Source organism: Nocardia sp. NPDC003979, from assembly GCF_053605015.1.
Genome location: NZ_JBSGIJ010000051.1, coordinates 1 through 1,280, shown reverse-complemented (window position 1 = coordinate 1,280; position 1,280 = coordinate 1). Strand labels below are relative to the sequence as shown.

The 1,280-nt window shown below is 59.5% G+C and carries 1 pseudogene; it reads right to left on the bottom strand.

The features are described 5' to 3' along the window. Nucleotides 1-1,259: pseudogene (locus ACWEVR_RS33980) on the bottom strand (hypothetical protein); the annotation flags it as partial. Nucleotides 1,260-1,280: the final 21 nt, after the last annotated feature.

The window sequence follows — 1,280 nt, the reverse complement described above, 5'->3', positions numbered from 1 at the left end:
TGTCCGGCGGGGCTGCCGGTTGGTTGGCCGGTGGTGTTGGTGCCGGTGGGTCCGCCGGTGGTGGGTGGTGGGGTGCCGCCGGAGCCTTTGCCGCCGTTGGCTTCTTTGTCGGTTTTGTTTGTGGGTCCGGTGGATGAATTTCCGCCGCCGCCTCCGCCGCTGTTTCCGGTGTCTTTGTCTTTGTTGTTGTTTCCGCCGTTGTTGTTGGGGTCGCCGGAGGGTTTGATGTAGTTGTAGGTGCCGGGGAGGTCGCCGCTGGCTCCGGCGAGTTTGTTGGGGTCGGTGAACAGGGGCAGGTAGCCGACGAGTTGTTGCATGCCTGCCCGGTAGCCTTTGTTGTTGCTTGTGCTGTCGCCTCCGTCCCAGAAGCCGATGACCCCGGGTAGGCGTGCGGCGGCGTCATCTCCGTTGACGGTGTCGGCTTCGCCGTCGGTGGTGAATGTCAATTGGTCGTAGCGGGGCAGGTGTTTCCAGACGAAGGCATTGAAGTTGGCGACGTCGCCGATGAGGTTGGACATGCCCATGATGCCGCGTTCGAGAGTGTCGGTGGCTTGGAGGTAGCGTTCGAGGAAGGCGACGGCGCGGTCGGCGCCGAGGCCTTGCCAGTGTTGGTTCTTGAAGACGTAGCCGACGGTGTCGGTGAAGGTTTGCACGGAGTTGTGCCAGATGCCGGCGAGTGCGCGCCATTGACCCGCGAGCCAGAAGGTGTTGCCGTTCTGGGTGCCGATCATCTCGGCGATGTTGGCGAAATCAATGAAGGAGAATTCGTTACCGGCTTCGATATGGCCGGTGATATAGCTTTTGAATCTGTCGTCGAAGCTGACGCCGTCACCGGGTTTCTTGGCCAGCGGGTCTTTTGTTTTCCAGTCGTAGGTCCCGGTGGAATGCTCTTTCCAGATGTTCGGCCAGTGGTCGGTCGACCGGCCGGTCGACCCGAAGGCGTTGCCGCTCGCCTGGTCGGTGTTCAGGTACTTTTTGTTGGCGGCATTGAAGGTTTCACCCATGGTGGTGACGATGGCTCGATGGTTTTTCAGCATGTCGACGAGCTCCACGACACGTTTCCGCTCGAATTTGTCGTAGAGGATCTGCATGCTGCCCAGGGTGGTGATTCTGTGTTTGACATTCCCGTGGTTTCGACCTTCGGCCTTGTTGTCATAGGTCCACGTGAACTTGGGAAAGTTTTCACCTCTGGTTGCCGCGGCGATCAAGCCTTGAATGTCTGCGAGGAAGTCCTCGCAACCGGTGGTGAGCTTCTTCATCTGCTCGGAATCAACATGCAG